The organism is Actinocatenispora sera, from assembly GCF_018324685.1.
Classification (GTDB): Bacteria; Actinomycetota; Actinomycetes; order Mycobacteriales; family Micromonosporaceae; genus Actinocatenispora; species Actinocatenispora sera.
In genome coordinates this window covers 2288581-2311752 of record NZ_AP023354.1, presented here as the reverse complement: position 1 = coordinate 2311752, position 23172 = coordinate 2288581, and the positions used below count along the sequence as shown (strand labels likewise).

20 protein-coding genes are annotated in these 23172 nt (G+C 72.8%); 9 read left to right on the top strand and 11 right to left on the bottom strand.

Translation table 11 applies throughout. The features are described from left to right. Positions 1 to 248: 248 nt before the first annotated feature. Entirely contained in the window at positions 249 to 650 is a 402-nt protein-coding gene (gene icmB / locus Asera_RS11150; RefSeq protein WP_030449307.1) for a coenzyme B12-dependent isobutyryl CoA mutase small subunit, read from the bottom strand. Positions 651 to 968: 318 nt separating this feature from the next. Here icmB and Asera_RS11145 point away from each other — a divergent pair, with 318 nt between their 5' ends. Then, positions 969 to 1694 carry a M23 family metallopeptidase gene (locus tag Asera_RS11145; protein WP_051802954.1) on the top strand — a complete coding sequence of 242 codons (726 nt, stop codon included), beginning with the start codon at positions 969 to 971 and terminating at the stop codon, positions 1692 to 1694. Positions 1695 to 1698: 4 nt separating this feature from the next. On the opposite strand, the gene Asera_RS11140 is transcribed toward Asera_RS11145, so the two are convergent. The 3 genes from Asera_RS11140 to pcrA all read right to left on the bottom strand — a co-directional run bounded on the left by Asera_RS11140 (position 1699) and on the right by pcrA (position 6572). Continuing rightward, complete coding sequence (locus tag Asera_RS11140; RefSeq protein WP_030449305.1) at positions 1699 to 2475, bottom strand: DinB family protein; 777 nt, start codon at positions 2473 to 2475, stop codon at positions 1699 to 1701. Between the two features lie 83 nt (positions 2476 to 2558). Then, positions 2559 to 3875, bottom strand: coding sequence for an alanine--tRNA ligase-related protein (locus Asera_RS11135; protein ID WP_244843835.1), 1317 nt, complete (start codon positions 3873 to 3875; stop codon positions 2559 to 2561). A gap of 255 nt (positions 3876 to 4130) precedes the next feature. Then, positions 4131 to 6572, bottom strand: a complete 2442-nt coding sequence (gene pcrA, locus Asera_RS11130) for a DNA helicase PcrA (RefSeq protein ID WP_030449303.1) — start codon at positions 6570 to 6572, stop codon at positions 4131 to 4133. A 371-nt stretch (positions 6573 to 6943) separates the two neighbouring features. On the opposite strand from pcrA, the gene Asera_RS11125 reads away from it, so the two are divergent. The 3 genes from Asera_RS11125 (at position 6944) to Asera_RS11115 (ending at position 10334) form a co-directional block, all read left to right on the top strand. Next, positions 6944 to 8914, top strand: coding sequence for a M4 family metallopeptidase (locus Asera_RS11125; protein ID WP_030449302.1), 1971 nt, complete (start codon positions 6944 to 6946; stop codon positions 8912 to 8914). A 305-nt stretch (positions 8915 to 9219) separates the two neighbouring features. Continuing rightward, positions 9220 to 9528, top strand: coding sequence for a chorismate mutase (locus Asera_RS11120; protein ID WP_030449301.1), 309 nt, complete (start codon positions 9220 to 9222; stop codon positions 9526 to 9528). Positions 9529 to 9572: 44 nt separating this feature from the next. Next, entirely contained in the window at positions 9573 to 10334 is a 762-nt protein-coding gene (locus Asera_RS11115) for a PIG-L deacetylase family protein (protein ID WP_051802967.1), read from the top strand. Positions 10335 to 10533: 199 nt separating this feature from the next. On the opposite strand, the gene Asera_RS11110 is transcribed toward Asera_RS11115, so the two are convergent. The 3 genes from Asera_RS11110 to Asera_RS11100 form a co-directional block, all read right to left on the bottom strand. Then, positions 10534 to 11718 (bottom strand): thioester domain-containing protein, encoded by a 1185-nt coding sequence (locus Asera_RS11110; RefSeq protein WP_169745911.1) that lies wholly within the window; start codon positions 11716 to 11718, stop codon positions 10534 to 10536. A 438-nt stretch (positions 11719 to 12156) separates the two neighbouring features. Next, positions 12157 to 12810 carry a response regulator gene (locus tag Asera_RS11105; RefSeq protein ID WP_030449298.1) on the bottom strand — a complete coding sequence of 218 codons (654 nt, stop codon included), beginning with the start codon at positions 12808 to 12810 and terminating at the stop codon, positions 12157 to 12159. After that, positions 12803 to 14131: an ATP-binding protein gene (locus tag Asera_RS11100; RefSeq protein ID WP_084132714.1), complete on the bottom strand. Its 1329-nt coding sequence runs from the start codon at positions 14129 to 14131 to the stop codon at positions 12803 to 12805. The genes Asera_RS11105 and Asera_RS11100 overlap by 8 nt, the downstream gene beginning before the upstream one ends. 583 nt (positions 14132 to 14714) lie before the next feature. Between Asera_RS11100 and Asera_RS11095 the strand changes: the two genes are divergently transcribed. The 3 genes from Asera_RS11095 (at position 14715) to Asera_RS11085 (ending at position 18131) form a co-directional block, all read left to right on the top strand. Next, a complete protein-coding gene (locus Asera_RS11095) occupies positions 14715 to 16541 on the top strand; it encodes a PspC domain-containing protein (RefSeq protein ID WP_051802952.1) in 1827 nt (608 codons plus the stop codon). Beyond that, positions 16538 to 16768: a hypothetical protein gene (locus Asera_RS11090; protein ID WP_084132712.1), complete on the top strand. Its 231-nt coding sequence runs from the start codon at positions 16538 to 16540 to the stop codon at positions 16766 to 16768. The genes Asera_RS11095 and Asera_RS11090 overlap by 4 nt, the downstream gene beginning before the upstream one ends. 73 nt (positions 16769 to 16841) lie before the next feature. Further along, positions 16842 to 18131: a phosphatidylserine decarboxylase gene (locus Asera_RS11085; RefSeq protein WP_084132710.1), complete on the top strand. Its 1290-nt coding sequence runs from the start codon at positions 16842 to 16844 to the stop codon at positions 18129 to 18131. 272 nt (positions 18132 to 18403) lie between these two features. Here the strand turns inward: Asera_RS11085 and Asera_RS11080 are convergent, their stop codons facing one another. From Asera_RS11080 to Asera_RS11070, 3 genes are read right to left on the bottom strand one after another with little or no spacing between them, the layout of a single operon-like run. Beyond that, the gene (locus tag Asera_RS11080; RefSeq protein ID WP_212804555.1) at positions 18404 to 18841 is read right to left on the bottom strand and encodes a BBE domain-containing protein; all 438 of its coding nucleotides are present in this window, start codon (positions 18839 to 18841) and stop codon (positions 18404 to 18406) included. After that, positions 18730 to 19695, bottom strand: a complete 966-nt coding sequence (locus Asera_RS11075) for an FAD-binding oxidoreductase (protein WP_212804552.1) — start codon at positions 19693 to 19695, stop codon at positions 18730 to 18732. The genes Asera_RS11080 and Asera_RS11075 overlap by 112 nt, the downstream gene beginning before the upstream one ends. Continuing rightward, the gene (locus Asera_RS11070) at positions 19692 to 20198 is read right to left on the bottom strand and encodes a nitroreductase/quinone reductase family protein (protein ID WP_084132707.1); all 507 of its coding nucleotides are present in this window, start codon (positions 20196 to 20198) and stop codon (positions 19692 to 19694) included. Before Asera_RS11070 ends, Asera_RS11075 begins: the two co-directional genes overlap by 4 nt. 166 nt (positions 20199 to 20364) lie before the next feature. Between Asera_RS11070 and Asera_RS11065 the strand changes: the two genes are divergently transcribed. Together Asera_RS11065 and Asera_RS11060 are read left to right on the top strand one after the other, a co-directional pair. Then, the gene (locus Asera_RS11065; RefSeq protein WP_030449292.1) at positions 20365 to 21504 is read left to right on the top strand and encodes a sensor histidine kinase; all 1140 of its coding nucleotides are present in this window, start codon (positions 20365 to 20367) and stop codon (positions 21502 to 21504) included. Then, on the top strand, positions 21501 to 22154 hold the full coding sequence (locus Asera_RS11060) for a response regulator (protein WP_030449291.1): 654 nt from the start codon (positions 21501 to 21503) through the stop codon (positions 22152 to 22154). The genes Asera_RS11065 and Asera_RS11060 overlap by 4 nt, the downstream gene beginning before the upstream one ends. A 75-nt stretch (positions 22155 to 22229) precedes the next feature. Here the strand turns inward: Asera_RS11060 and Asera_RS11055 are convergent, their stop codons facing one another. Then, on the bottom strand, positions 22230 to 23138 hold the full coding sequence (locus tag Asera_RS11055) for a CDP-alcohol phosphatidyltransferase family protein (protein WP_084132722.1): 909 nt from the start codon (positions 23136 to 23138) through the stop codon (positions 22230 to 22232). Positions 23139 to 23172 lie beyond the last annotated feature (34 nt).

Here is a 23172-nt window from a genome sequence, read left to right as displayed (position 1 = left end):
GCCGGGTGCACCCCTCAGACACCCGGCCCCTATGCACGACGCCCTGCCGCCACCCCTCGACCGACAGGGCATCGGCCGTCTTGCTGCGCCGGTACCGAGTCGTTTCGACGCCGACGTTGATCTCAACGACGGTCCGTGATCGAGGTAACGCCCGGTCGCGTTGACTTTTACAGAGAGTTCGTATTGATTCGTCGCACGACCAGCCGCCCGCAGCGGCGAGGGCCGGTGCGGGCGGTGGGGCGAGACGTTCAGACGCGCGCCGGCACGTTCCCGTTGACCCAGTCGACGATGGCCTGGGTGCTGGCGCCGGGGGTGAAGATCTTCGCGACGCCGAGCCGCTCCAGCTCGGGCAGGTCGGCGTCCGGGATGATGCCGCCGCCGAAGACGACGATGTCGCTCGCATCGTGTTCGGCGAGCAGTTCGACGAGCCGGGCGAACAGCGTCATGTGCGCGCCGGAGAGGACCGACAGGCCGATCGCGTCGGCGTCCTCCTGCAGCGCGGTCGCGACGATCTGCTCCGGGGTCTGGTGCAGCCCGGTGTACACGACCTCCATGCCGGCGTCCCGCAGCGCGCGGGCCACCACCTTGGCGCCACGATCGTGCCCGTCCAGCCCCGGCTTGGCGACCACGACCCGGATCCGTCCACTCATCGTCCGTCCCTCCGCTGCGACCTGAACGAATCCTAAGCCGTCGGGGGCCGAACCGCGCCCGGCGGCCGTCGCGAGCGCCGCCACAGGACCCGCAGAGGGAGGCGCGCGGCACAGTGTGACGCTTCCCGCAGGGGATGTATCGGCGCATTACCGGCTAATCGATCCTCGCACCGATGCCGGTACCCGATGGGGCACGCAAACGCGGACACTCCGCGCCGCCCCGAGTGCTTACCGTGATCGCCGCGTCGGTGCGGCCGCCGGCGCGGCGACTCGCGGCACACCCCCGGTGCCGCGGACGACCCCCTGGAGGACCGAACGTTGGCGCTGCTGCCGAGGCGGTTCCGCAGCACCGGACGGCACCACCTGCCGCCCCGGCGCGGTCGGCGCGCCCTGACCGTCGCCGCCACCCTGACCGTGGCGTCCGCGCTGGGCGCCGGCGCGGCGTACGCGGCCACCGAACATCCGACCGGCCCGCCGACCGGGGCGCCGGCGTCGGCCGCGCCGGCCACCGCGGACCGGCAGCGAGTGGCGCAGCAGCGCGCCTCGCGGGGCAGGGCCCGTACCGCGTCGCCGTCGGCCAGCGCGTCGCGATCGGCGACACCGTCCCCCAGCCCCTCCCGGAGCGCAACGGCGAAGCCGAAGCCGGTCGAGTGGGTACTGCCGGTACACGGCTACACCGTGACCTCGCAGTTCGGTGCCCGGTGGGGCACCAACCATCCGGGCATCGACCTTGCCGTCGGTACCGGCACCCCGGTGTACGCGGCGCACGCCGGCACGGTGACGCTGGCCGGCTGGGACGGCGGGTACGGCAACGGCGTCGAGATCGACGACGGCGCCGGACTGTCCACTGTGTACGGGCACAACTCGTCCGTGGCGGTGTCGGCCGGCCAGCACGTCACGCGCGGCCAGCTCATCGCGTACTCCGGCTCGACCGGCGACTCGACCGGCCCGCACGTGCACTTCGAGCTGCGCCGCGACGGCGTCGCCTTCGACCCCGTCCCGTACCTGCGGGCCCGCGGCCTGAACCTGCTCGCCGGCGGCTGACCGGTCAGCGGCTCCGGTTCGCCAGCGCGGTGAGGTCGCGCTCGGCGTACAGCCGGTGCTCCCACTCCTCGTTGAGCACGGTCAGCAGGCACTCGCGTACCGGAAAGGACCGGGGCGGCGGCCAGCCCGGCGCGTCGACCGGCTCGGTGTCCGCGGCGAGCGACTCGTCCGTCAGCCCGTCGACGACCTCCCGGACGGTCCCCATCCGGTCCCGGCGCAGCGCCAGCACCTCGTCCAGCGACGGTCGCGCCGCGCGGTCCCGCGGGGTGCCCGGCGTGTCCGGCATCTCGTCCCAGGGTAGGTCCAGCGGATCCCACGGCGCCGGATCGCCGAGGATCGCCCGCCGGACCCACGCGTCTGTCGCGTACACCAGGTGCCGCAGCGTCTCGGTGAACGACCACTCGCCGTCGACCGACTCGTGCAGCAGCGCGGGATCGAGCCCCCGGGCGCGCCCGACCGTACCGGCCCACAGCCGTTCCACCACGTCCCACGCCGTGCGGAACCCGGCCGGGTCGGTCGGCCGCATCCGCACGCGGTCCGGGTACCGCCGGTCGAGCTCGGCGGTGACGTACTCGTCGACCCGCACCCCGTTGATCGTCACGTTGCGCAGCTCGCCGTGGATGTCGACGCCGTCCAGCTCGACACCACGCAGCACCGCGCCGGACAGGTCCACCGCACGGAACCGGGTCCCGCTCAGGTCGACCGCGCGGAACTCGGCACCGCTCAGATCGGTGTGCTCGAACCGCGAGCCGCGCAGCTCCGCATCCCGGTAGTCCACCATGTCGGGACGGTACCGCCATCGACACGGCCGAGGGGGCCGTCCCGGCCGCGCGGACGAACCACGCCCGCGCGGCCGGTGGCTGGCTACGCGGACACCCCCTCGTACAGGTCGGTGACCACCTCCGGCGGCAGGCCGTGGGTGTCGTGCAGGTAGTGCAGGTCGTCGTCGGTCAGCGGCCGCCCCCGGTACCGGCCGAGCACCCGCCGGCCACGCCGCACCAGCTCGCCGAACCGGCGCTGCTCGTCGAGCAGGACGCCACGGACCGGCGTCCGCGGGTCCTGCCGGAAGTGCCGTAGCGTCTCGGTGATCACCTCGTCCGGCAGGTCGGACAGCGAGTGCGTCTCGTCCTCCCGCCACAGCCGGGTCAGCACCCGGCGGATCAGCCGGCGCGGCACGTAGCCGCGGCCGGTCGGCCCGGGACGCACCCCGTCACCGAGCAGCGCGACGACCGACCGCAGGTGGTCGCTGACGACCCGCTCGGTGGGCCCGTGCACGCCCCACAACCGCCGCGCGGTCGACAGCCACGGCAGGAACAGGTCGGTGTCGTACCCGGTGGACACCCCGCTCAGCAGCGTCACCAGGCGTTCCAGGCCCATGCCGGTGTCCACGACGCGCCGGGGAAGCGGTTCCAGCGAGCCGTCGGGGAGCCGCCGGTAGCGCATCTCGACGTGGTTCCACAGCTCCATCCAGCGCGAGTCGGTGCCGGGCGTGCCGGTCGGCGTACCGTCGCCGGTCCAGACGTGGATCTCCGAGTCCGGGCCACACGGGCCGGTCGGCCCCAGCGACCACCAGTTCTCCGGCTCGAGCTCCACCGGTACGCCGAGTTCGGTCCAGGTGCGCTCCGACTCGTCGTCCGGCCCGAGCTCGTCGCTGCCGCCGAACACGGTGACGTACAAGCGATCCGGCCGCAGGCCGAACCCGTCGGTGAGCAGCTCGTACCCCCAGCGCAGGCTCTGCTCGTGCGAGTAGTCGCCGAAGGACCAGCTGCCGAGCATCTCGAACAGGGTGTAGTGCCGGTCGTCGCCGACCTCGTCCAGATCGGTGGTGCGCAGGCAGCGCTGTACGTTCACCAGCCGGCCGCCGAGCGGATGGCGACCGGTCTCCAGGTGCCGTACCAGGGGATGCACGCCCGAGGTGGTGAACAGCACCGGATCGCCGGGCGGCGGGATCAGCGAGCCGCCCGGCAGCGGCTCGTGCCCGAGTCGTCGGTAGAAGTCGAGGAACGTGGCGAGGATCTGCTCGGTCCCGTACCCGGAACTCGGCGTGCCGCCGAGAACCCTTGGGCCGTCGAGCATCCGCTCGCTGTCGAGATCCCGCTCGGTACCGTGGACCGGCTCGGTGTCGTGGACCGGCCCGGTGTCGTGGATCGGTTCGATGTCGTGGATCGGTGTGGTGTCCATCGTGGACTCCTGTCGGTGCGCGGGTGGCGCGACCGGACACCGCCGACGACAGGGAGTCTCGAGGCCCACTGGGCCGGGAGGAGACACGAATCCGGCGACCGTGTCCGGTCGCCGGATGAATGCAGGGTCAGGCGGCGGCCGGCGAGCTGGCAGCTCGCGCGGCCGCGGCGAGATTCACCACGAGGCCCTGCATGAGGCAAGCATAGCCGCCGGGGCCGGCCTCGGCGGCGTGATATCGCTCGCGGACGTCGCGGGTCAGAGCTTCTGGATCGGGGCGTGCCGCAGCACGATCCACATGGTCTGGTCGCCGAAGTCGATCTGCGCCTGGGCCCGCGGACCGGAGCCCTGCACCGCCACCACCCGGCCGAGACCGTGCCGGTCGTGGTTGACCCGGTCGCCCGGGGCCAGCGACGGCACCTGCCGCATCTCGCTGGCCGCACCGACCAGCTTCGGATCCAGCCCCAGCTTGCCGGCCAGCGCCTTGCTCTTCGGCCCGCCGGTCAGCTCGCTGCTCGGCCCCCGGTACTGGGCGGACTCGCCCCGGCCGACCCCACCGCGGGTCCAGCTGGTGTACGCGTCGGCGGTGCGCTTCCAGTCGATCAGCTCGGTCGGCAGCTCCGGCACGAACCGCGACTCCGGGTTGTACTGCGGCTGTCCCCAGGCCGAGCGCGTGACGGCCCGCGAGAGGTACAGCCGCTGCCGGGCCCGGGTGATCCCGACGTAGGCGAGCCGGCGCTCCTCCTCCAGCTCGCGCTTGTCACCCATGGACCGCATGTGCGGGAAGACGCCGTCCTCCATCCCGGTCAGGAACACCACCGGGAACTCCAGCCCCTTCGCGGTGTGCAGGGTCATCAGGGTGACCACGCCGGACTGCTCGCCGTCGCCGTCCGGGATCTCGTCCGCGTCGGCGACCAGCGCCACCTGCTCCAGGAACCCGGCCAGCGACGGGGTCTCCTCGATCTCCTCGCCGGCCGCGTCGTCGTCCTCGCCGGCCGCGGCGGCGCGCTCGATCCGCTCGGTGTACTCCCGGGCGACGCTGACGAGCTCCTGCAGGTTCTCCACCCGGCCGGCGTCCTGCGGGTCGTCGCTCTCCTCCAGCTCGGCCAGGTAGCCGGACCGGGCGAGCACCGCCTCCAGCACGTCCTCGGGCGGCTCGGTGGCGGCCATCTGGCGCACCTCGGCCATGATCGCGGTGAAGTCGCCGATGCCCTTCACCGCACGCGAGGAGATGCCGATCGCCTCGCCGGCCCGTTCCAGCGCGGCGCCGAACGAGATGTTCTCCTTGCTGGCCAACGCATCCACGCACGCCTCGGCCCGCTCGCCGATGCCCCGGCGCGGGGTGTTCAGGATGCGCCGGACGCTGACCACGTCGTCCGGGTTGGCGATCGCGCGCAGGTAGGCGAGCGCGTCCCGGACCTCCTTGCGCTCGTAGAACCGGACCCCACCGACCACCTTGTACGGCACGCCGAAGCGGATGAAGATGTCCTCGAAGACACGCGACTGCGCGTTGGTGCGGTAGAAGACCGCGACGTCGGCCGGCTTGTACCCCTCGTCGTCGACGAGGCGGTCGATCTCCTTGGCCACCCAGTCGGCCTCGTCGTGCTCGTTGTCCGCGACGTAGCCGACGATCTTCTCGCCCGTCCCGGAGTCGGACCACAGGTTCTTGGGCTTGCGCTCGGTGTTGCGCTCGATCACCCGGTTGGCCGCGTTGAGGATCGTCTGGGTGGAGCGGTAGTTCTGCTCCAGCAGGATGGTCTCGGCGGTCGGGAAGTCGCGCTCGAACTCCATGATGTTGCGGATGGTCGCGCCGCGGAACGCGTAGATCGACTGGTCCGCGTCACCGACCACGCACAGCTCGGCCGGCGGCACCGGCTCGCCCTCGTCGTCCACCGGTTCCGGCAGGCTCCCGCTGCCGCCGCCCACGAGTTCCTTGATCAGCACGTACTGGGCGTGGTTGGTGTCCTGGTACTCGTCCACCAGGATGTGCCGGAACCGCCGGTGGTAGTGCTCGGCGACGTCGGGGAAGGTCTGCAGCAGCCGCACCGTGGTCATGATCAGGTCGTCGAAGTCGAGCGCGTGCGCCTGCCGCAACCGCTGCTGGTAGGACGTGTACGCCTCGGCCAGCGCCCGCTCGGCCGGCCCGGACGCCCGGGCCGCGAACGTCGCCTCGTCGACCAGCTCGTTCTTCAGGTTCGACACCTGGGCAGCGAGCGACCGGGCCGGGTAGCGCTTCGGGTCGAGGTCGAGCTCGCGCGCCACCAGCTGCATCAGCCGGCGCGAGTCGTCCGCGTCGTAGATGGAGAACGTCGACTTCAGCCCGGCGTGCTCGTGCTCGGCGCGCAGGATCCGCACGCAGGCGGAGTGGAAGGTGGACACCCACATCCGCCGGCCGCGCGGCCCGACCAGGCCGGCGACCCGCTCGCGCATCTCGCCGGCCGCCTTGTTGGTGAACGTGATCGCCATGATCTGGCCGGGTGTCACGTCCCGCGCGGCGAGCAGGTAGGCGATCCGGTGGGTCAGCACGCGGGTCTTGCCGGACCCGGCGCCGGCGACGATCAGCAGCGGCGAACCGGCGTGCACGACCGCCGCCCGCTGCTGCGCGTTGAGCCCGCGCAGCAGCTCGTCGGGGTCGGTGGCGGGCGGCCGACGGGCCGACGAGGCGGGCTGGACCGGTGGGATCTCGAAGAGTGCGTGCATCGCGACCGAGTCTATGCCGGGGCACCGACACCACTCGCGGCGCGACCACCCGACACCGGGCGCCGGCGACCGCCCGGTTCGGTGCCGGGTGCCGGGTGCCGGGTGCCGAGCATGCCGGTACGGGAACACCCCCTGAATGCGATGGCCCCGGTTTCCGCGCCGGGGTCATCGCCCGCGGGCAGCGCAGGGTGCCGCGGTGACTGTGGGTCGTACGACCGGTCGGTTCAGTGGCGATTGTGGGTAATTCTACCTAATTATCGTCATCAATCTTAAAAGCCAGTTAAGAGTGCCTTTACGCCGGTGCAAAAGCCCTGTTATACCCGCCTTCCGTGACAACAGTCACGTACCCCTCAAAGTCTGGGAGGCTCAGGGTGAGAAAGACCCTCGCCGCCGCGGGCGCCGCGGTACTCGTCGCCGGAGGCATCGGCGCCGGGTTGGCCGCGTCTGCACAAGCAGGACCGGTGATCCCCAGCCGGGCGCAGGCCATCAGTACGGCCAACAGCGCGCTGACCGCACACCGCAGCGCGATCCACGCGTCCAGCTCCGACAACTTCAAGGTCCGCCGGGTCGTCACCGACCCGAGCGGCGCGACCCACGTCCGCTACACCCGCACGTACCACGGGATGCCCGTCTACGGCGGTGACTTCGTCGTGCACAACGCGCCGGGCGGCTCGTACGCCGGGGTGACCGTGGCGCAGCACCACACCATCGACGTCGACACCAGCGCGAAGGTCGGTGCGGCCGCGGCCGCGAAGACCTCCCGGGCCGACCACCAGGGCAAGGTCACCGCGGTCGGCGACCCGAAGCTCGTGGTGGACGCGACCGCCGGTACGCCGGTTCTCGCGTACGAGACCGTGGTGACCGGCTACCAGGCCGACGGGCAGACCCCGAGCAAGGCGCACGTGCTGGTCGACGCCGACACCGGCAGGACCATCCGCTCCTGGGACGAGGTCGAGAACGTCGCCGGTACCGGGCAGGGCCTGTTCGTCGGCACCGTCGACCTGGACACCACCCAGTCCGGCAGCGGCTACGAGATGGTCGACCCGTCGCACGGCAACGGCTACACCTGCGACCTGAACAACACCGAGAGCGGCACCTGCACCACGCTGACCGACTCGGACAACAAGTGGGGCAACGGCAGCAACTCCGACCGCGCCACCGCCGGCGTCGACGTGGCGTACGGCGCCGCGATGACGTTCGACTACTACAAGGAGAAGCAGGGCCGCAACGGCATCTTCGGCGACGGCAAGGGTGTGCCGTCCCGGGTGCACTACGGCGACAACTACGTCAACGCCTTCTGGGACGGCCAGCAGATGACGTACGGCGACGGCGAGGGCAACAACGCCCCGCTCGTCGAGATCGACGTCGCCGGCCACGAGATGTCCCACGGCGTGTCCGAGGCGCTGGCCGACCTGGGCTACTCCGGCGACGTCGGCGGCATCAACGAGGCCAACAGCGACATCTTCGGCACCATGGTCGAGTTCTACGCCAACAACAGCGAGGACCCGGGCGACTACGACATCGGCGAGAAGATCGACATCAACGGTGACGGGACCCCGCTGCGGTACATGTACCACCCGTCGCTGGACGGTGCGTCCTACGACTGCTGGTCCTCGGCCGTACCGCAGTCCGACCCGCACTACTCGTCGGGTGTCGGCAACCACCTGTTCTTCCTGCTCGCCGAGGGCAGCGGAGACACCCAGTACGGCAACAGCCCGACCTGCAACAACTCGACCGTCACCGGCATCGGGCGGGACAAGGCCGCGAACATCTGGTACCACGCCCTGGACGCCTACATGGTCTCCACCGAGACCTACGCGCAGGCCCGCCAGGACACCCTGAAGGCCGCGACCGACCTGTACGGCCAGTGCAGCGCCGAGTACCAGGCGACCCAGTCGGCGTGGTCCGCCGTCAGCGTGACCGGCAACGACGCGCCCTGCGACGGCACGCCGGACCCGACCGACCCGACGACGCCGCCGCCCGGCGGCGGGGACGACTGCGACACGGTCACCAGCGCCGCGCCGCAGGACATCCCGGACGCCGGCTCGGTGACCGGTTCGATCGCCGTGGCGGACTGCGCCGGCAACGCCACCGCGCAGACCACGATCACCGTGCACATCAGCCACTCGTACCGCGGTGACCTGCAGATCGACCTGATCTCGCCGAAGGGCGACACGGCCCGGCTGAAGAACGCCAACCCGTACGACAGCGCGGCCGACGTGGACGCGACCTACACGGTGAACGCCTCCGACGAGACCCGCAACGGCACCTGGAAGCTGAAGGTGACCGACGTGTACTCCGGCGACACCGGCACGCTCGACTCCTGGTCGGTGCAGTTCTGACCCAGGCACCGAGCTCGCTGGTCCGGCGCCGAGGGCGGCAACCCGCTCTCGGCGCCGTGTATAGTCGCAGCGTGCTGTTCGACGCGCGATTTTATGGCTATGGCACCGGAGTCCCGGCAGCCGTAGGTCGCGCCTGAACACACCGCAGACCGATACGAACGCCCCGGGCTCCCCGAGCCCGGGGCGTTTCGTCTGCCGGGGCGGGGTGCCGGGCCGACGACCAGGAGCATCCGATGAGCGAGCGTCAGAATCACGGGCATCGTGCCGTCGCGCCTCATCGGGCTTCCGACGAAGGAGCACGGCAGATGAGCCCAGCAACCGACAGCCCCGAGACCGGTACCGACCAGCCCGCGGCGAGCGACCGGATCTCGACTCTGCGACGACGCATCGACGAGATAGACGGCCAGATCATCGCCCTGTGGCAGGAACGCGCCGCTGCCTCGCGGGAGGTCGGCGCCACCCGCATCGCATCCGGCGGTACCCGGCTGGTGCTGTCCCGGGAGCGCGTGATCATGGAGCGGTACCGGGAGGGCATGGGCCCGGACGGCACCCAGGTGGCGTTGCTGATCCTGCGCGCCGGCCGCGGCCCGCTCGGCGGTACCGAGACCCCCTGACGTCGGTGCCGCCTCGTGCCGGCGCCACCTTCTACGATCGTGCGGTGAGCGAACAGGACGATCGTGCGGAGAGCGAACGAGACGGCCGGCCGACCGGCGACGACGGGGTCAGGCGGGTGCTCGCGGTGTTCGCGCACCCCGACGACATCGACTTCGGCGCCGCAGGCACCGTCGCGGCGTGGACCGACGCCGGCATCGAGGTGGCGTACGTGCTGGTCACCCGCGGTGACGCGGGCGGCTTCGACGACACCCCGCGGGCCGAGATGCCGAAGATCCGGGAGGCCGAGCAGAAGGCGGCGGCCGCCGCCGTCGGCGTGCACGAGGTGCACTTCCTCGACGGCTACCCGGACGGCGCGGTGTACGTGACCCATCAGCTGCGGCGCGACATCACCCGGCAGATCCGCCGGTTCCGGCCCGACCGGGTCCTCACCAACTCCCCGGTGCGCAGCTGGTCGATGCTCGGCGGCCCGAGCCACCCGGACCACCAGGCGGTCGGCCAGGCCACCACCTACGCGGTGTACCCGGACGCGCGGAACCCGTTCGCGCATCCGGAACTGCTCGCCGAGGAGGGTCTGGCCGCCTGGACGGTGCCGGAGGTCTGGTACTCCGGCGTGCCCGAGCCGGACCACTTCGTCGACATCACCGACACCTTCGATCGCAAGATCGCGGCGCTGCGCTCGCACGCCAGCCAGCTGCCCGACCCGGACGCGATCGTCGGTGGCCTGCGGGAACGGTTCGGTGCCCAGGCCGAGCGGGCCGGCATGTCCCCCGGCCGCATCGCCGAGGCCTTCCGCATCGCCAAGTAGGAAGGGGCGCTGCGCCGGGCCCAGACACCTGCTGGCGGCGTTGTCGTCGGGCCCGAGTGCGTTCGCACACGGACCCTCCTCCGCCTTGCCAGCCGGCGCCTGGATCCCGGCTCGCTCACGTCCCCACACAGCACGTTCAGACCACACAGAACGGCGCCCCGGGCGGGTTGCCCGGGGCGCCGTGTTTCGGTCAGTCAGCTCAGTGCGTCAGGCGACGACGGCGGGCCATGAACACGGCCGCGCCACCACCGACCAGCAGCACCAGCGCGACACCGATGATGATCGGCAGCGAGGTACCGGTCACCGGCAGGCCGCCACCGGCGGTACCGGACGCGCTCGGCGAGGCCGGCGCGGCGCTGGTCTCCGACGGCGAGGCGGACGGCGCCGCCGTGGTCGGGCTGGCCGACGGCTGCGCGGTGACGGTCACGGTCACCTTCGCACCCACCTTCTGGGTGGCGGTGTCGGCCAGGATCAGCTTCTGGTACTTGTTCTCGTGGCCCTTGACCATGAACACCGAGCCGCTCGGCAGCGTGCCGCTCCCGGTCGCGGCCACCGAGACGGTGCCCTCGGAGTCGGTCTTCACCCAGAACTTGCCGCCGTTGCTCAGCGAGGTCACCGGCTTGCCGTCGGCGTCCACGACCTGGCCGTTGTCGGCGGTCACCGAGACGTCCTTGACGCCGGTGGCCTTGACGGTGAACGGGCCGGCCTTGTCACCGACGTGACCGGAGGCCTGGTCCGGGGAGATCGACACGCTCGGCGCCGGCGGCTCGGCGCCGTCCTTCGCCTTCTCGATCAGGTAGTCGTGCACCTTCACGGCCGCCTGGTAGTCGGCGCCCGTCAGGCTGCCCGGGCCCTTCAGCTCCACACCGTCGCTGTAGTGCCAGATCGCGGTCTGGGTACCGGCGTAGGTGTCCAGCTCCTTGTTGTGCAGCCCGTCGATGTCGGTCACACCGGCAGCCTTCAGCACCGAGGACGCGGTCTGGTTCGGGAAGCTGTTGGTGAGGATCCACTGGATCTTCGGCAGGTTGTTGACGTTCGACGCGTTCCACGCACCGGCGTCGTACTGCGTGCCCTTGCGACCGGCCTCGTGCTTGTAATCGATGCAGTAGGCGTGCTTCACGGTCCCGTCGGCGAAGGTCAGCGTGATCTCGACGATCGGCGCCTTGCCCTTGTTGGTCTCCACCGAGACCCCGCTGCCCTGGGTGCCGATCTTCGCACCGCCCGGTGGGAGAGCGGAGTTCGGCTTGACCGAGTCCTTCTGCGCACCGTCGTTGCCCTGGGCGGAAGCGGCAGCGGCGCCACCGAAGACGAGGGCGCCCGTCGCGGCGAGCACGACCGCGGCGCGCAGGCCGAAGCCTCGACGCCGGCTCTTTCCTGGGAACACTGATTGCCTTCCTCTGCGCTTGAGGGATGGACTGCCCGGCTGCGCCGATCGGCCAGCCGGGCACGGGATGTCATGTTGAGGATCTTGGCCGCCCCGGCACGAGGTCCAATCGCGCAGAGGCAACCAGCTCTGCTGGAAAAAAGGGGAAAACGAGCCAGACACTACGCGAATCCCGTGTTTGGAACAAGACCCAACGTAGGGGAGCTAGTTCACAGCGATCATCAGCAACCACCACACACGATATGACGTTGCGCAGCGGCACGAACAATCACACGGATGGTCACCATCCCCCGGCAACGTACCGATCGTCCATTGCGGAAAGCGAAGAATGGATGCGGACGAAAGCAGGAAACGGCGAAGCAAGCCGAGCACAGCAATGGCGGGAATCGGATCAATTCATCCGAGGTATCGACGCCGTTGGATAGGACCGGGCCGGTGTCACACCAGGCGACGGTCGGCGGCCCAGCGGGACAGCTCGTACCGGTTGGACATCTGCAGCTTGCGCAGGACGTTGGAGACGTGCGTCTCGACCGTCTTGATCGAGATGTACAGCTCCTTCGCGATCTCCTTGTACGCGTAGCCGCGGGCGAGCAGCCGCAGCACCTCGCGCTCCCGGTTCGTCAGCTGGTCCAGCTCCGGGTCGCTGACCGGCTGGTCCGGCCGGGCCGCGAAGGCGTCCAGGACGAAACCGGCCAGCCGCGGGCTGAACACCGCGTCGCCCTCGGCGACCCGGCGGATCGCGGCGGCGAGCTCCTCGGCCGAGATGGTCTTCGTGACGTACCCGCGGGCGCCCGCCCGGATCAGCCCGATCACGTCCTCCGCCGCGTCGGACACCGACAGCGCCAGGAACTTGACCTGCGGGTGCGTCTTGCGCATCGCCTCCAGCACGGCTCGGCCGCCGCCGTCGGGCATGTGCACGTCGAGCAGCACCACGTCCGGCTCGTGCGCGGCGATCGACGAGATCGCCTCGGCGACGGTCGCCGCCTCGCCCACCACGGACACCCGGGTACCGAGTTCGGCCCGGACCCCGGCGCGGAACATGGCGTGGTCGTCGACCAGGAACACCCGCAGCGGGCGGCTCTCGTCAGTCATGTCCGCTCTCCTTGTTCGTGCCCTCGTCGGACCGGCGCGGCAGGTACAGCCGGACCTCGGTGCCCTCGCCCGGAGTGCTGCGGATCTCCGCCCGGCCGCCGTGCCGCTGCATCCGGCCGATGATGGAGCCCTGCACCCCGTGCCGATCATCCCGCACCGCGGCCAGCTCGAAGCCGGCACCCCGATCCCGGACGAACACGCTGACCTGCTCGGGCTCGACCTCCGCATACAGCGAGATGGTGTCGACGCCGGCGTGCTTGCCGGCGTTCACCATCGCCTCGCGGGCGGCCGCGGCGAGCGCCGCCACGTCCGAGTCGACGTCCACGTCACCGACGACGACCGTGTCGACGCTGATCGCGTACGTGTCCTCGACCTCGGCCGAGGCCTCCTCCAGCGCTGCGGACAGCTTCTCCGCCGGCGACGCGGTCGGCTTGTACAGCCAGTTGCGCAGGCTGCGTTCCTGCCCCCGGGCCAGCCGCGCCACCTCCCGCGCGTCACCGGAGTTGCGCTGGATCAGCGCGAGCGTGTGCAACACCTGGTCGTGCACCATCGCGGCGATCTCGGCCCGCTCCGTCTCCCGGATCCGGGCCTCCCGCTCGGTGCGCAGCGCGCCGACCGAGCGCCACAGCACCGGCCCGAACACCACCGTGATGCCGAGCACCGCGAGCAGCGCGAACAGCAGGCCGTTGAGCAGCGCGGTCCAGCTGATCTGGGCGCCGGCCAGCGCCGAGGTGACCACGACCAGCCCGATGATGCCGACCGCGACCAGCAGCGCACCGCCGCCGAACCGCAGGATCATCGACCGCCGGTCGCCCAGCGCACCGCTCAGCGCACCGAGCACCGGCACCTTCGACACGTCCGGGACACCGGCGTCCTCCATCCGGCGGCGCCGGTCCGGATCGGCCTGGTGCCAGATCACCCCGACACCGACCGCGACGACCGCGGCGAGCAGCCCGATCAGGAACGCCGTACCGCCCCAGCCGGCCATCCCGAGCAGGGTGACCAGGCCGATGCTCAGCGCCGCCAACGCCGACAACTGGCCGACGTCGCGGCGGCTCGGTGGGGTACTGCGGTCGACCGGCAGCACCGCCCAGAACGCGGCGTAGAGAATGGCGCCCAGGCCGTACGCGACGAGCAGGACCACGAACGCGATCCGCACCGCGAGCACCGGTACCCGGAGATGCTGGGCGATGCCGGCGGCGACACCGGCCAGCGCGCGACCGTTCGTCGACCGGTAGAGCCTCGGGCCGGGCGGCACCGGAGCCGGCGCCGGTGGGCGCAGCGCGATCGGTGGTCGCCGGTTCTGCCCCGTGGCCGGCATGCCGGCGGGCTGGCCCGCCGGTTGCTGCCGCGTCGGTTCGCCCGCGTGCCACCCCCGCTGGCCCTGGGCCTGAGGCGGGACCGGCGCCGGCTGGGTCGGCTGGGCCTGGGCCGGTGGGGTTTGCCACCGTCCGGACGCAACCGGTCGGGGCGGGCCGGATGGCCCGCCCCGACCCCACCACGGCGGACGACCGGTACCGGAACCGACCATTCCCGGCGACACCGGTTGCGGTTGGTGCTGTGCCGCCCAGTGCGGCGGATACGGCTTCAGCCGGTCACCGCCGGCGGCGGGCGCCGTCGGCTGCTCACCCTGCCGCCGCGGATCGGCGGGTTCGGGTCCCGTCGGGTGGCTGATGTCCGGCTCCTCACGCTGGCGCGGCGATCGTGTCACTCGTATCGATCCTCACACGCGGGAAACACCCTGGCCACCGGATCGACCCCGGACCTTCGGGCCGCCCAGGGTCAGGGTCGACTCAGGGTCGTGGCCCCGATGCCCGGCCGGCCGGCAGCGGGCACGATCGAGGCATGAGGTCCCACAACAGCGTCTCTACGGGGCGATGCGTCCCGGAGCAGGAGGGGCGTCGATGAGCCGCGAGACCGAGCCGAGCGACGGTCGCGAGCCGATCACACCCACCGGCGGCCCGACCCCGCCGGCCGGCACCGATCCGGCGGCCGCCGAGCGGCCTGCCGCCGCAACCGAGCAGACCGGGCCGGCGGCCGCGACCGAGCCGCTACCAGCCGAACCGGCCGAGCTGACCGAACCGCTCGCTGCCGGGCCGGCGGACGTGACCGAGCCGCCAGCGGCCGGATCGGCGGGCCCGGCCGAGCCGGAGGACGACGTCCCACCCGGCTACCAGGCCGGCGGCGAGGCACCGAGCTTCGCCGCCGCGGACGAGTCGCCCACCACCAACCTGGGCTCGGACGCACCACCGGCCGGCAACTTCGGCGCCGACGCACCACCGGCCGGCCAGTTCGGTGGCGGTACGCCGCCACCGCCGCCGCCCGGCGGGTCCGGTGCCGGCTGGGCGGACGAACCGCCGCCGATCACCGGTTTCGCCCGGCGACACCAGCTGATCCGGCCGGTACAGGGCAAGAAGGTGGCCGGCGTCTGCGCGGGGCTGGGCCGGGCCACCGGCACCGACCCGGTGCTGTGGCGCGTCGTCCTCACCGTGCTGGTGTTCTTCGGCGGGGTCGGCCTGCTCGCCTACGTGGTGGGCTGGCTGTGCATGCCGCGCGACGACGACCAGGCAGCCCCGGTCGAGTCGCTCGTCGGGCGGGGTCGCTCCGCGACCTCCCCGGCGGTCACCGTGTTGCTCGGGGTGGCCGGCATCGGGCTGGTGTTCTTCGTGTTCAACAGCGGCTTCCGGGCCATGGTGCTGGTGATGGGTGTGGCGCTGGTCGTCGCCGTGGTGCTGACCCGTCGCAACCAGACCCGATCCACCGACGGCGCCGCGGCCCCGCCCGGTACCGACAGCATGCCCGGTGCCGCGCCGCCCGGTGCCGCGGCGCCGGGCGGCGCGGGTCGACCGGCGCCGGATCCGACCATGGCGGCCGCCGGCGCCGCGCCGGCGGCCGGGTACCGGGTGACACCCGCCCCGACGGCGCCCAGTTACACGGTGCCGCCGACGGCGGCGCAGCAGCCCGGCTACCGCGCACCGTTCGCGCCGCACGGCCCGTACGGCCCGGGTACCGCGAGCCCGCTCGGCGCCGGCGAGGTACCGATCGGCGGAATGCTCCCGCCGCCCCCGCCACCGCAGTACCGGGCGAAGCCGCCGAAGCCGCCGAAGCAGAAGTCGATCCTGGGCCGGCTGACGTTCTTCCTGCTGTGCCTGGCGATCGGCGCGCTCGCGGTGCTCGCCGCGGCCGGCCTGCACGTACCCGTGTCGGCGTTCTTCGCCCTCGGGCTGGTGGTGCTCGGCGGCGGCCTGGTGTTCGGCGCCTGGCGCGGCCGGGCCCGCTGGTTGATCATCCTGGGCTGCGTGTTCGCGCTCGCCCTGCCGGTCGCCTGGTTCTCCGAGAACGCGCAGTGGGACGCCCCGTCGCGCTCCCGGGAGTTCGCCCCCGGCGACCACGTCTGGGTACCCCGGGACGTGGGGTCGCTGCGCCCGGAGTACAACGGCTCGGTCGGCGACTCGACCCTCGATCTGTCCAATGTGGACTTCACCGGCCAGCACGAGGCGGTCAGCGTGCACAACTCGGTCGGCGACGTGAAGGTCCTGCTCCCGCCGAACGTGGACGTCACGGTGACGCTCGAGCCCGGTCTGGGCGATGCGACCCTGTTCGGTCAGCGGGTGGAAGCTCCGCACAACAAGTCCCAGGAACGCACCGATCTCGGCCCGGACGGGCCCGGCGGCGGCACCCTGGAACTGCAGATCAAGAACAACGCCGGCGACGTGGAGGTGACCCGGTGAACCAGCGCGAGGACGAGACCGAGCGACGGCGTGGGCTGGCTCCGCATCCGACCGACGTGCTGTCGCTGGTGTTCGGGCTGATCTTTCTCGGCGCGGGTGGCTGGTGGCTGGTGGCCGAGGTCTCCTCGATCGAGCTGCCGTTCGGCTGGCTGCTCGCCCTGTCGTTGATCGTGATCGGCGCGGTCGGGCTGTTCGCCGCGGTCCGGGTGGGCCGGAGCAAGACCTGACCGCGGGCCGTGGCGCGCCGCACGGGTACGGTGGCGTCGTCAGCCCGCCGATCAGGACGGAGCACCCGTCACCATGACCACGAGCCGCACCGGCGCGAGCCGTGACGTGCTGCCGCTGCGTACCACCCGGCCGAGCGCGCGGCTGGCCCGCGCGCTGCTGTCCGAGCTGACCCGCCATCCGGGGCCGAAGTCGGCGCTGCTGGTCGGGGTGCCGGCCGACTCGCCGGTGCTGGCCGGCGCGCTCGACGCCGCCACCACCGAGGACCGCCTGGTCGTGCTCGCCGACGCGGGCAGCATCGAGGCGCCGGCGCAGGTCGCCGAGCTCGCCTCGACCCGGCCGGACCGGGTCGAGGTCGTCGACTCGCTGGCCGACGCGAAGCCGTGCGACGTGGTGATCGTGGCCCAGCCGCTGGCCGGGCTGGCCGCGGCGGCCGCCGAGCTGCTCGCCGAGCTGCGCGAGCTGGTGGCGCCGGGCGGTGTCCTGGTCGTGGCCACGGCAGCCCGGATGACCGATCCGGCCGCGGCCGAGCTGGCCGATCTGACCGACCGGCACGGTGTCGGCTCCGATCTGCTGCTGCGGCACCGGCCGGCGCTGCGGGTGCACCGGCTGCGGTTCACCCCGGCCGAACCGGCGCTCGCCGAGCGGCTGGCACCGGTGACGCGGCCCAGCAGCGTACCGCTGACCGGCGGGATGCACCTGGACTCGAACGGCGTCGCCGCCGGGGTCGCCTGCCTCGGGCTGGCGCTGCTCGCCAAGCGGGCGCGGCCGTCCTCGAAGCTGTGGCTGGTTCCGGCGCTGGCGGCGGTGCCGGCGGCGGCGTTCTTCCGCGACCCGCAGCGGACCACCCCGACCGACCCGGACGCGGTCGTCGCGGCGAGCGACGGCACCGTGCTCGGCATCGAGCAGTTGCACGACGACAAGTTCGGCGTCGGCGACGGCGACTGGCTGCGCATCGCGGTCTTCCTGTCGGTGCTCGACGTGCACGTCAACCGGGCGCCGGTGGCCGGCCGGGTGATCGAGGTGTTCCGGGAGACCGGCGGGTACGCACCGGCGATGAAGGCGGCGGCCGAGCACAACGTGGCCGCGTACACGGTGCTGGAGACGCCGCACGGGCCGGTCGTCGTGGCGCAACGGACCGGGCTGGTCGCCCGCCGGATCGTGCACCGGGTGCCGGTCGGCGGGCTCCTGGCCCGGGGCGAGCGGTTCGGCCTGATCCGGTTCGGTTCGCGCACCGACGTGTACCTGCCGGCGGGTGCCGCCGAGGCCGTCGTGGCGCCGGGCGACAAGGTGGCCGGTGGCGCCACCGTCATCGCGCGCTGGCAGCCGAACCAGCCGGCACCGCGCGCCCTCCGCCGTGGTTGATCGGGGCGGCGCGGCGGGCAAGCGCTTGCTCGTGGGTGGATCGGGCTCGCTGAGAGTGCGGGTCGGTAGGCGGTGCGCCGGCGCCAGGCGGTGACGGCGAGGATCACGGCGCCGGCCCCGGCGAGCACGGCGCCGCCCCACACCCCCCGCCGGGTCCTCCTGCACCACCAGCGCATCGGTGTCGGTGACAGGCCGGCGGACAGCCCCAGCCGCCCGCCGCCCTGCCGCGCACCGTCGTACACGCCGGCAGGGTGGCCAGCGGCCGCTACCGGTCAGGCCGCCGGCGCGATGTTGTAGTTGTGCCGGAACACGTTGTCCGGGTCGTAGCTGCGCTTGACCTCCGCCAGCCGCTGGTGCGTGGACGCCGGGTAGATCGAGGCGGCGTCGGTCGGATGGTCGGCGGTGCCGAAGTTCGAGTAGGCACCGGTGGTGAACGGGGCGATCCGCTGCCACGTCTCGACCAGCCGCGGCGTGGCCCGCTCGACCATCGCCTCCTCGCCCATCAGCGCGAGGGTCACCAGCGCCGCACTGTCCCGGTACGCGAACGCCGTCGCGTCCGCGGGCACCCGGGCCACCGCGCCGCCGAGGGCGCGGACGTTCACGGCCGCCGTCGCCGTCGCGGCGACGAGCTCGTCGACCAGCTCCGGCGTGATCCGCCGCACGAACGCGCTGCGCAGCACGAACCGGAAGCCCGGCGGCAGTCCGGGCATGTCGGCCAGGATCTCCGGGTACGGGACGGTCCGCAGGTCGTCGGACAGCTGCGGTGCTGCCCGAGCAGCGGCCGCAACGCCGAGCGCGCCGCGGCGAGGTCACCGCCGGCGTGGCAGGCCTGTACCGTCACGGGCCCACCGCCGGGCAGCAGGTTGACCGCGGTGGTCAGCTCCTCCGGCGCGTCCGCCGCGTGCCGGCTCCACTGCCGCAGCACCGCGCCGGCGTCGGCCGCGGCGTGCTGCACGGCGCCGAACACCACGTCGGTGACCGGCTGCGCGACGAGCTCGAACGCGGTGACCACGCCGAAGTTGCCGCCGCCGCCCCGCAGCGCCCAGAACAGGTCCGGCCGCTCGGTGGCGCTGGCCCGCACGATCGAGCCGTCCGCGGTGACCACCTCGGCGGCGACGACCGCGTCCACCGCCAGCCCGTACCGCCGGACCAGCCAGCCGATCCCGCCGCCGAGCAGCAGCCCGCCCACACCCACGTCGGCGGTGTCACCGGAGCTGAGCGCGAGCCCGTACCCGGCGAGGGCCTTGGAGACCGGGCCCCAGGTGGCGCCGCCGCCGATGCGGACCAGCCGGCGGTCGCGGTCGAGCAGCTCGACCGCGTCCAGCCCGGACAGGTCGACGACCAGCCCGCCGTCGTTGGTACCGAACCCGGCCGCGTGGTGGCCGCCACCGCGCACCGCCACCGCGAGCCCGTGGGTACGGGCATGGTCGAGTGCCGCCGCGACGTCGGCCGCGCTGCGGCACCGGACGATCAGCGCCGGCCGGCCGCGGTGCACGAACGTGCGCCGCACCTCCTCGTACGCCGGGTCGCCCGGGCCGACGATCTCCCCGTCCAGACTCATCATCGCTGCTGCCTCCCGCCTTCCAGGACGACGATCGGAAGTTCCCGTTCGGTGCGCTGCTGGTAGCGCGCGTAGCCGGCGTAGCGCTCGACGATGCGTGACCACAGCGCGGCGCGTTCCGCGCCGGTCGCGACCCGCGCCGTCGGCCGCCGGGTCGAGCCGGCGACGGTGACCCGCACCGAGGGGTTGGCGCGAAGGTTCAGGAACCAGGCCGGGTGGCGGTCGTCGCCGCCGAACGAGGCGACGAGCACCAGCCGGTCCGCCTCCAGGACCGGGACGGCCAGCATCGTGGCGCGTTCCCGGCCGGTACGGCGGCCGACGGTGACGAGTTCGGCGACCGGCATGCCCATCGCACGGCCGAGGACCCGACCCTTCGTGGCCCGGAAGATCCGCCGGTGCAACGAGGTCGAGAGGTGGAACAGCCGGTCCTTCGCGGTGGTACGCGGGCGGCCCGGTGCGCGTGCCCGGCCCCTCCCGGCGGAGGTCTGTATCGGTGTCGTGTTCATGCCATCGATGCTGGTCACGGCGATGCCCGCTGTCGTCGGACGGGGGATGACACCCGCCGCTGCGCGGCCGGCGGCAGCATCCGGAGCCGACTACCACACCGGGAGTAGCCGGTCTCTCGGCTTGCCGGAGGACGTGCCCGGCCGGACGCTCGGTTACCGTTCGGGCATGGGTCCCACGGGTGCCGGCGGCCGGCGCGGCCAGGAGATCGCGCTGGTGGTCGTGGTCGCGGCGGTGGCGACGGTGGCCGCGCTGATCGCGCCGCCCGGCCGCACCGGGCTGGACGCGCTGGGTTACGCGCTGCCGGTCGTCGCGGCGGTCAGCCTGCTGGCCCGGCGGCGGCTGCCCCGCACCGTCGTCGTGCTGACCACCGTCTGCATCGCGGTCTACTTCGACTTCGACTATCCCGGGTACGGCATCGCGCTGCCGCTGCTCGTCGCGTTGTTCTCCGCGGTACGGGCCGGTGGGCGCTGGATCGCGTTGGTGCCGCTCGCCGCGCTGGCGTCCAGCGCGGTGCTCTGGGTGCTCGCCGGCCAGTCCGTACGGCAGGCGTCCCAGACCGCGTTCCTGCTGCTCGGCTGGATCGTCGCGGCGACCGCGATGGGCGCCGCGCGGCGCCAGTTCGCGGCGAACGTACGCCAGCTGGAGGAGCGGGCGGCCGACGCGGAACGTACCCGGGAGGAGACGGCGCACCGGCGCGCGGTGGAGGAACGGCTGCGCATCGCGCGCGAACTGCACGACTCGCTGACCCACAGCATCTCGGTGATCGCCATGCAGGCGGGCGTCGCGGTGCACCTGGCCAACAAGCGCGGCGAGCCGGTACCGGAGGCGCTGACCGCGATCCAGGACGCCGGCCGGGACGCCAACCGGGAGCTGCGGGCCACGCTCGGCGCGCTGCGTACCGACGCGGCGGAGCCGGGGAACGGCGTCGACGCGCTGCCCGACCTGGTGGGCCGGACGGTGGCGGCCGGGTTGCCGGTCACCCTGCACCGGGACGCCACGGCGGGCCGGGTGCCGGTCGCGGTGGACCGCGCCGCGTACCGGATCGTGCAGGAGGCGCTGACCAACACCGGCCGGCACGCGCGGGCGTCGGCGGCGACCGTGGCGATCCGGCGGCTGCCGGACAGCCTGGTCGTCGAGGTGTCCGACGACGGCTGTGCCACCCCGGACGCGCCACCGCGACCGGGCATCGGGCTGCTCGGCATGCGCGAACGGGTCACGGCGCTGGGCGGCACCCTGTCGGCCGCGCCCCGTCCAGACGGCGGGTTCCTGGTCCACGCCGAGCTCCCGCTCCAGGAGCAGGCGTGATCCGGGTACTGCTGGTGGACGATCAGGCGCTGATCCGCGGCGGGCTGCGGGCGCTGCTGTCCGCCGAGGACGACCTCGAGGTGGTGGCGGAGGCGGCGAACGGCAGCGAGGGCGTCGCGCTGGCCGCCGAGCACGTCCCGGACGTGGCGCTGGTGGACGTGCAGATGCCGGTACTGGACGGGATCGAGGCGACCCGCCGGATCGTCGCCGACCCGCGGCTCGCCGGCGTGCACGTGGTGATCCTGACCAACTACGGCCTGGACGAGTACGTGTTCACCGCGCTGCGCGCGGGCGCGAGCGGGTTCCTGCTCAAGGACACCGAGCCGGCCGAACTGCTCAGCGCGGTACGGGTCGCGGCCCGCGGTGACGCGCTGCTGTCGCCAGCGATCACCCGCCGGTTGATCGCCGAGTTCGTCTCCCGGCCGGCCGACGCGCTGCCCGCGGAAGGGCTGACGGTCCTGACCAACCGGGAGCGCGAGGTGGTCGCTCTGGTGGCGTACGGGTTGAGCAACGACGAGATCGCCGCCCGGATGGTGATCAGCCCGGCGACGGCGAAGACGCACGTCAGCCGGGCGATGACCAAGCTCGGCGCCCGGGACCGCGCGCAACTGGTCGTCTTCGCGTACCAGTCGGGGCTGGTCGCCGTCTGAGCCCGGCGGGCCGGGCGGCTGGTGCGGGTGAGCGGCCCGGCGCCGGGGTCGACCCCACGCCGGGCGCTGCGGGGGTCAGGCGGGGGTGGCGGTGCGGCGGCGCCGGAACAGCCAGATGGCGGGCCCGGACAGCAGGTAGATCGCCACCAGGGCGAGAAACGTGGTGCTCAGGTCGAGCAGCGCACCGGCGATCGGCACGATGGCCAGCCACAGCGGCAGCCGCCGCAGCTGGGCCAGCTTCGCGTACGGGAAGGTGGTGACCATCAGCAGCGCGAGCACCGCGATGCTGACCACGATCGGCGCGCCGTGGTCCGGGTGCAGCAGGCAGCCGAGCGCCAGGATGCAGGCGACGATCGTGGTCGGGATGCCGGAGAAGTAGTGCCCGTCCTTCGGCGACACGTTGAACCGGGCGAGCCGGATCGCGGCGCACACCGCGATCAGCGCGCAGGCCGGTCCCAGCACGTACAGCGGGGTGTCGCTGGACAGCCAGCGGAACACCAGCACCGGCGCGGCGATACCGAACGAGCACATGTCGGCCATCGAGTCCATCTGTGCGCCGAACGGGCTGGACACGCCGAACGCGCGGGCGACACCGCCGTCCAGGCCGTCGAAGACGACGCAGCCGACCAGGCACAGCGCGCCGATCCGCAGGTCGCCGGCGATCGCCAGGAAGATCGAGGTGACGCCGAGCAGCAGGCTCGCCACGGTGCAGCCGTTGGCGAGCAGGAAGCCGATCCGGCGCCGCAAGGTGTGCTCCCCCGGCAGCAGTCGGGGCACCCGCGGCCCTGGCGCGCCGAGGGCCGGTTCGGCCGGTACGGACGGGAGCGCCAGCGCGGCCGGTTCGGGGCGCGGCGGCACGATGGTGCCGATGGTGCGGTGCTGCCCGTCGCGGGGCGCGTCGTCCGGCCGCCGGATGGTGGCGGTCGGCTCGTACGAGCGCTGCCCGACGAGCACCCGGCGGGCCAGCGACCCGCCGCGGCGCAGACCTCGGCTGATACGGCGACCGCCGGGTCGTGGA